The sequence below is a fragment of the Mesorhizobium sp. M4B.F.Ca.ET.017.02.2.1 genome, assembly GCF_003998955.1.
In the GTDB taxonomy this organism is placed as follows: Bacteria; Pseudomonadota; Alphaproteobacteria; order Rhizobiales; family Rhizobiaceae; genus Mesorhizobium; species Mesorhizobium abyssinicae.
The window spans coordinates 1-7,723 of the sequence record NZ_RZOF01000300.1; the positions used below are offsets into that span (position 1 = coordinate 1).

Sequence of the window (7,723 nt, forward strand, 5' to 3'; positions counted from 1 at the left end):
CTCCGGGAGCTAAGCTGTCGAAAATAGCTGACTCGGCGGCAATCATCACGCCGCTTTCTGGCGTTGCATCGGCCCAAATCCCGGAACCGACACAGACCATAACATGGGAGAATCGGGCCCCGTGCCTTCCAAGCGCTTTCTGCCCGATAACAATCAGCCGGCTCAACCAATCATGTTGATGAACGAACGCTATGTCGCCCACCTCGGAAAATGTGACGCCGGGAGGGATCGCCATTTAACGCCAATACGAGCGGCTTATGTAGGTGAGTGCAAGGCTTGTGAGAAACGCCACCAGCGCAACTGTCGCATAGATGAGGGCAGGGCTGGAAGTCGCGGCCGCTTCCGGCTTCAGGAGGGCGATGACCAGAGGATCGATTTTGCTGAACGCGTATCCGCTCAGAAATCCGTAAACGAGCTTTCCTAAGCTGGCAAACGCTTCGCGTTCACCATCCCCGTAAGGTGATATGAATATTCCGGCTGCCCATCCAAGGGATGCCCCGAGGGTGCCGCTGAGGAGACATGGGTAAAACAGTTCAGGCCTACTCGCATCGTAGTTCTTGGCGAACATAAAGAGGCATCCAAAAATCAGGATACTGGCGATCAAACCGACTATAAGATCTGAGCCATCGCCCCATTTTCCCCTTTCACGCCTGGCGCGCCGCTGATTGTCTGAGATCCTGGCGCGCTCATCTTCTGACAGTTGAGATGTCGACGGACTCGATAACTCAGCCATGACCCCCCTACGTCGTCTCCCGGTGGCCAGGCTTGCCTTGATCCAGCAATCAACGGCCTTGCTGCGTCACCCGCCGACGGAGCAGCTAGGGAAGACGATGCCTGCGGTTTCGGGGATTGATAAAGCGGCTTGAACGTCCTGAACAAGCGTTCAGATGGGATGCTACAGGTCAGCCCAGGAGTGCGAACGGTTTAGAAGAAGTGTGCGGACGGGCGGCGACGCGCTAGCCCGGTGATGACGACCCGAAAGCGACCGTTCTTCAGAAAGTAAACCGGCAGGGTCTGGTGATCGAGTGCTCCGGTTATTCCGATACGGCAAGAACATTTTCCGTTTTTTATGCCTGTAAGCGCGCCGGCCATTGACCCGATGTTTCGAGCATGTTTCTAATAGAGTGAGGGTGTAATCTCGGTAAGTATTTCAATTGGTAGTGTTTGAAATACTAGGGATGGGGGAAATGCCATGTCGGGGCAATATACGGCTCCGCCTGTTCGCCGGTTGCGGGTCTATGCCTTCGACCCGCAGGCTTCTACGTCGGCTGCGACTGCAGGCGTTAATGTTGCAACAATTAAAATACCTTGGGAGCAGAGCTGGGAGGAAGAAATTCAGCCCGGCCCCATCAATGACTACCTTGAAGTTATTGATATCGATCCGGTCAGCGGCCAATTTTATGAGCCGGTGGACCTCAATCACCCCTACCTCCTGGCTCAGGACGGCTTGGCCCCCTCGGAAGGCGATCCCCGCTTTCACCAGCAGATGGTGTTCGCCGTTGCAATGAAGACTATTCGAACTTTCGAACGGGCGCTTGGCAGGAGAGTCTTCTGGGCTCCGCGTCGCGTTCCCAACGGGCGAAAATACGAGCCGGTCTATAAATTGCGTATCTATCCCCATGCCCTTCGCGAGCCCAATGCTTATTACAGCCGGGAAAAGAAGGCCCTCCTGTTCGGCTATTTTCAGACGTCCGCGCACAGCGCCGGCGCCAAATGGGTGTTTACCGCGCTTTCGCATGACATCATCGTTCACGAGGTCACGCATGCTATCCTGGATGGACTTCACCGGCGGTTTGCTGAACCGACCAGCGTAGACAGCTTGGCGTTCCACGAAGCCTTTGCCGATATCGTCGCTCTGTTCTCACATTTTTCGCTTGAGGAAGCAGTCAGCGCCCAGATTGCGAAAGACGGCGGTAGCCTCGACAACCGCTCCCTCCTCAGCGGCCTCGCCCGGCAGTTCGGCGAGGCTACCGGCCGGGACGGAGCCCTTCGCGAGGCGATTGACGATCACAGTGGCGCTGCGCCCGTGATCTTGCGCGACGACATGACGGAGCCTCACGAACGCGGCGCGGTCCTGGTGGCGGCCGTTTTCGATGCTTTTCTGTCGATCTATGAGAACCGCACCGCTGATCTGCTCAGAATCGCCGGCATCAGACCCGGCATTGGTCCCGACCAGAACCTCCATCCAGACCTGGTCAAACGATTAACCCGGGAGGCGAGCAAGGCGGCGGAACACGTGATGCGAATGTGCATCCGCGCCCTCGACTACCTGCCGCCAGTAGACGTCCGCTTTGGCGATTTTCTCCGGGCAATCATAACGGCGGACTATGACCTGGTGCCCGATGACGTGCTTAATTATCGGCTCGCCATCATAGAAGGGTTTCGGCGGCGCGGTATCATCCCGGAGGGCTGTCTCTCTTTGGCTGTCGACAGTTTGTTGTGGGAGGCGCCGGTCCATCATCTGGCGGCCGATTATGACGATTTGGACCTGGATTTGGAGCCAAAATTCGATCGGACGACGGCAATCAAGGCCGCTGAGGAGAACGCGGAGAGCGTGCATTGGTGGATCCTGGGATCGGAGAGCTTTCGGACCACCGAGGATAAGCCATGGCAAGAGGTGTGCGGAGTAGTCTTCCGACGAGGTTTGATCTCGTATGACGACCGCGAGACGATACTGAGCCGGCCAGGGGACCCGAAGGGATTTGCTCCGCCCGTGGAAATTCATTCTGTAAGAACCTCCCGGCGAACAGGACCCGACGGCCAGGATCTCCGCCAACTTATCATTGAAATTGTACAGCAGCGGCGCGGCTTCTACGATCAGAACGAACAGGAGCTTCAAGACAAGCACGGCGATAACCCGTCGGGCGAGGACTTTGTGTTCCGCGGTGGTGCCACACTCATCTTCGACCTTCGGGAGGGTCACCTGCGTTACGCAGTCCGAAAGCGAATTAGTGACGATGCCCGGCTGGAGCAACAACGCGATTTCCTTGCGGGTTACCGCTTCGGCTCGACTGCGTTCGGTTATGGACTGCAAGGGGGATCGACCGGCACTGCGTTGGACGAACCGTTCGCTCTGGTGCACCGGGGAGGTTAGGTGTGGGGATATTGAAGCTCTTGAGGATCAGGATGTATCGCGGCATCTTGAGCGATTGCTTCCTCATTCGCACCACGTTGGACGACGGCGGCGCGGAGTTGGAGCGATCCATACTTATAGATTGTGGGGTCCTCCAGAACGTTGCCGCTGGAGCCGATCTGATCGCCAAACTTGACCCGAAGGTCGTGAACCGGATCGGTAAAAAGCGCCTGTCCGAAGTTGAGGCAGGCCCGGCCCGCATTTCAGCGATCGCGAAAGACGTCCTGAAGACCGTCGGCAACCGGATCGACCTGCTGGTCATAACCCACGAGCACTACGACCATCTGTCCGGGTTTGCGTTCGAAAAAGGCGCATTCCTTGACGGTGCGGTTTCCATCGGCCGGCTTTGGATGGCTTGGACCGAAAACCTGAAAGATCCGCAGGCTCAGGTCCTAAGGGCACGATTTTCGAAGGGAAAGCAGGCTTTGGCGGCGGCGGCCACGCTGGCGCAAGGCGATGCGCATCCCGGCTTGCGAACGGCAGCGGCGCTTGCCGCTTTCGCCGGGCCAGTCGCCATAAACGGGCTAGGTGCATCGGGCGTCTTCGGGACGGCCGAAATCATGCAAATGCTGAAGGATAAAGCTGGTGCCGATTCAACATCTTATCTTGAGCCTGGACAGGTCATTGACCTCGACGAGTTCAATATCAAGGCCTTTGTTCTTGGCCCGCCTCGAGATGAAGTTTTGCTGCGAAAAGACACCCCATCCAAGGGACAGGCGAAGGAGGTATATCTGACGCGTCTGGACGCCGCCGCGGCGGCGGAAAGCACAGTAAATGCCCAGCTCTCGCTTCTTGCCAATCGAACCGACACAGTCCTGCCTTTCTCGGCCGTTTACCAAAGACCCCTGAAAGAGAAAACCCGTCGCAAGAAGGCGACCAAGTCGGGGGTCCGCAAACTGTATGACGCTCCGGCCGAAAAGTGGCGTAGGATTGACAGCGACTGGACAGGCTCCATCGAAGCTTTGGCCCTGAAGATGGATTCGGATACAAACAACACCAGCCTGGCACTGGCGTTTGAACTCCCCGATGGCCAGGTATTGCTGTTTCCCGGAGACGCCCAGGTGGGGAATTGGCTGTCTTGGAATGACCAGACCTATCCTCCCGCCGCGAAGACTATGTCCTCGGGCAAACCTGTCACCGCAGAGGACCTGTTGCGCCGGACAACCTTTTACAAGGTCGGACACCATGGGAGTCATAATGCCACGGTCAAAGCGCTCGGTCTGGAGCGCATGGTCGACCCACGACTAGTAGCCGCGATACCGGTCGTAGAGGCGGTCGCGGCCATTCAAGGTAAGGGTCGAGCGGAACCTGGAAGCGGGTGGAGGATGCCGTTCGAGGAGCTTTACAAGGCGTTGCAGGAAAAGACCAAGGGACGCATCGTTCAGGGCGACGGTAATCCAACCGTCGAAAAACGAGCTTTCCGAAACAACCCGACGTCAGCAAAGCGGCCGGTCAAGATCGAACACAGCGATCTTTTTGTTGAGATGACGTTCGACCTTTCATGATGCCAGCTGCTCGGGTCGGCGGGGAATTCTCAATGGGGGGTATACGATGGTCGTTCTAATCAACGGCGAAACCAAGAAACTTGGAATTGCGCTCTCGGGGGGCGGGTTTCGTGCTGCCGCGTTCCATGTAGGGACGTTTACGGCTCTCCAGGAACTCGACTTACTCGACAAGCTTGATCTCATCAGCTGCGTGAGCGGCGGGAGCGTGGCAGGCGCCTACTTGGCGCTGAATTGGGGCAAACAGGATGTGCTGAAGGGCCTTTCGGACTATCTGCTGACAAAGTCGATCGCCGTCTCTTCGATCATCGGAGGTATCCTGGACCCCTTCGAAACACGCCTGGAGAAGCTTGGCGCAAGCTACGATCGGGATCTGTTCGCGGGTGCACGGCTATCCGCTCTCAGAGATGGTCCAAGAATCTATCTCAACGCCACCAACCTGGCCACCGGCAACATGTTTTTCTTTGTTGCAGGCAAGGCATTGGCGCCCGGAGAAGACGCTGGAGAAACGATGGGGGAGCACGAGAGCGGCACCGCGAATGCGAGTAACTATCCAATCAGCTTGGCCGTGGCAGCATCCTCGGCTTTCCCGCCCGTGTTTCCCCCGCTACGGCTCAATGCCGACATCTATCCCAATTCCCTGAGCGAATACGCGACGCTGAGCGATGGAGGCATTTACGATAATCTGGGCGTGAACCCGTTGATGCGAGCGCGGCGCAATCCCGTCGATGTGTGTTTTGTAAGTGATGGCGGCAAGCCGTTCGCCGTGTCCCCTCATCCGACGGAGTCCGGGACAATCGTGCTCAAGGAGGCGATCAACATCATGATGGAGCAGGTAAGAGGTCTTCAATTTGCTCGTCTGCAATTTGTCGTACGACGCGAAAAAGGGCCCGAAACCCATCTGGTTTTCAATCGACAGCCGGGTAGGCGAGGAACGGCCTGGCGACGCCGCTTTCGCCTCGCTGGTGGCAACAGATTTAAAGAGATTGGAGGCCGAAGAGCATGAGGTTTTGGTGCGACATGGTCGGGCCCTCACGATGGCACGCGTCAAATCCTATGCACCGGAACTCCTTAAGTAGCAAAGTGTCAAACGCGCCGCCTTGCCGCTTACCCGACACGGACTGCAAGGACGTTATCGTTGGATATATCGCCTCATATTCTATCCAGGACAAGCAGTCCTCAACGCCAAGTGCCTGCCGCGGCGAGATTTGTACCCTCAGTCTCTACATCAGGGACAGCAAGCTCGACTGGGACATCCAGAAGCAAATTTCAGGCACTGGCAAGGCCATCTTCGTGAAGACCTTTGGTGAGCCCGACCCCGAGACCAAGTGATGCGCCATAGTGCCTCCAAATGGCCGCTGCTCTGGGCTGTCGGCGCCGCCATTCTCATATCTGCTCCGGCAAGGGCCCAGGAAGAACCAACGCAACCGAACCCGACACTGAGGTTCAAGCTCGACCGGCGCGACGGGTGCTTCCGCTACATAGGCGATGCCTGTCGAATTCATCGGCCGCTTCAAGACCGGGAGCTACGTCGGCGTGTCCATGATCACCATCGGCCGGCCCACGACCAGCAGCCGCGACTACTCGATCTTGTTCGCGCCTCGTGCCGCTTGGGGCAGTTCAGCCTTTGTCACCATCTGTGGCCGCGTTACCCCACCTTCTTAGCAACCGGACAGAATCTCCGGAGGGCGCTGACTTAGGACCGCTGGACAGCCGCCATATGTCGTGGTCTGTCTTCCTTTTCAAGGAAGCGAAATGGAATCATTATCGGCAGCGGGACCGGGTAAGAAGCGGCTGGCGGTTTTCCTTGATGGAACCTGGAATTCCGTGTCGGACAACACCAATGTCTGGCGCTTGCGCGCCCTGTGTTCAACGAAAGACACCGGAAACCCAGCCCAGCTCGCCTACTATGATATCGGGGTGAACGGAGTCATTGGCGGAGCCTTTGGGAAGGGGCTGCTCAGGAATATCCTTGATGCCTATGAGTGGCTGGTCGAAAACTACAACGATGGTGACGACATCTTCGTGTTCGGCTTCAGCCGTGGCGCCTTCACTGCGCGTTCTCTGACAGGCTTTATCACCAAGTGTGGCCTGTTGAGGCCGGGTGCCCCGTTAAGCGTCAACCAGTTGTTCGCCCGGTACCGCCGACGCGACGCGCTGACCGTGTGGAAGCTTCATGACGACTTGGTCGCAGGCCCGCTGAAGGCCTCTGCCCTGGAAGAACGCTGGATGCTGAAATACTCCCGCCGCGTGCCGATCAAGCTGGTGGCCGTCTGGGACACTGTCGGCGCGCTCGGCATTCCCGCGTTCAGCTGGGAAGGCATCAGTCGGACCAGTTTCCGATTTCTGGACACGGGCTTGAGGGTGCCAATCGAGAATGCGTTTCACGCCCTTGCCCTCGATGAGCATCGCAACAGCTTCATGCCGACGTTATGGACGAAGAGAATCCCTACCGATCCCCAGGCGGTGATCGCACCGCCGCGTCCCTACAGCAGTGTCGAGCAGCGTTGGTTTGCTGGCGCCCACGGTAATGTGGGCGGCGGATACCCGAATGATCTGCTTGCACAGGCTCCTCTCAGCTGGATCATCGAAAAGGCCCGGTCCCACGGTCTCGCGTTCAGGAGCGACATCGAGGTGGACGACGGGGCCCTCGACGCTCCGATTTCAGACTCTTACCGGGAGTTCATGCGCGGCTCCTACGCCATCCTCAGCAAGAGGCATCTTCGGCCCATTGCATCCCCTCCCGGCCGGGACCCGGATGCGACGTACATCAATGTCAATGAGACGATTGATGGCTCGGTCTTCGAGCGGTATCGCCACTCGTCAAGCTACCGGCCCGCCAATTTGGTTGAGTGGTCGACTCGCAAGGGCGTCGATCTTGACGCGGTGATGGGTTGGGTCGATGCCGAACAGCCTGGAAAGGCGGTTGGCGAGATCCACTGACCGCTGAGTGGCGTGCAGTGCCGCCGTCTGCTTCCAGGATCTGGCCGTTCCGGCTGACATGCAGAGCGCGAAAGATGCGCCGTGGGCGGAAATGGAGTAAACGTCGTCCACCTAGATAGTAGATGCTTTGCGCTCTGCCTCAGAC

General features: G+C 57.9%; 6 protein-coding genes. 4 read left to right on the forward strand and 2 right to left on the reverse strand.

Features of this window, described 5'->3' with window-relative positions:
- Together EN738_RS35985 and EN738_RS26785 are read right to left on the reverse strand one after the other, a co-directional pair.
- The coding region (locus EN738_RS35985) for a hypothetical protein (RefSeq protein ID WP_210214091.1) at nucleotides 1–235 on the reverse strand (235 nt) is incomplete at its 3' end.
- Nucleotides 236–568 carry a hypothetical protein gene (locus tag EN738_RS26785; protein WP_091600491.1) on the reverse strand — a complete coding sequence of 111 codons (333 nt, stop codon included), beginning with the start codon at nucleotides 566–568 and terminating at the stop codon, nucleotides 236–238. It lies immediately after the preceding gene.
- A 624-nt stretch (nucleotides 569–1,192) separates the two neighbouring features.
- Here EN738_RS26785 and EN738_RS26790 point away from each other — a divergent pair.
- The 4 genes from EN738_RS26790 (at nucleotide 1,193) to EN738_RS26805 (ending at nucleotide 7,578) form a co-directional block, all read left to right on the forward strand.
- Entirely contained in the window at nucleotides 1,193–3,094 is a 1,902-nt protein-coding gene (locus tag EN738_RS26790) for a hypothetical protein (protein ID WP_126037978.1), read from the forward strand.
- Between the two features lie 32 nt (nucleotides 3,095–3,126).
- Complete coding sequence (locus tag EN738_RS26795) at nucleotides 3,127–4,638, forward strand: hypothetical protein (protein WP_126037980.1); 1,512 nt, start codon at nucleotides 3,127–3,129, stop codon at nucleotides 4,636–4,638.
- 46 nt (nucleotides 4,639–4,684) lie between these two features.
- Nucleotides 4,685–5,641: a patatin-like phospholipase family protein gene (locus tag EN738_RS26800; RefSeq protein WP_245455120.1), complete on the forward strand. Its 957-nt coding sequence runs from the start codon at nucleotides 4,685–4,687 to the stop codon at nucleotides 5,639–5,641.
- A gap of 749 nt (nucleotides 5,642–6,390) precedes the next feature.
- Complete coding sequence (locus tag EN738_RS26805) at nucleotides 6,391–7,578, forward strand: DUF2235 domain-containing protein (RefSeq protein WP_091600486.1); 1,188 nt, start codon at nucleotides 6,391–6,393, stop codon at nucleotides 7,576–7,578.
- The last annotated feature ends 145 nt before the right edge of the window (nucleotides 7,579–7,723 follow it).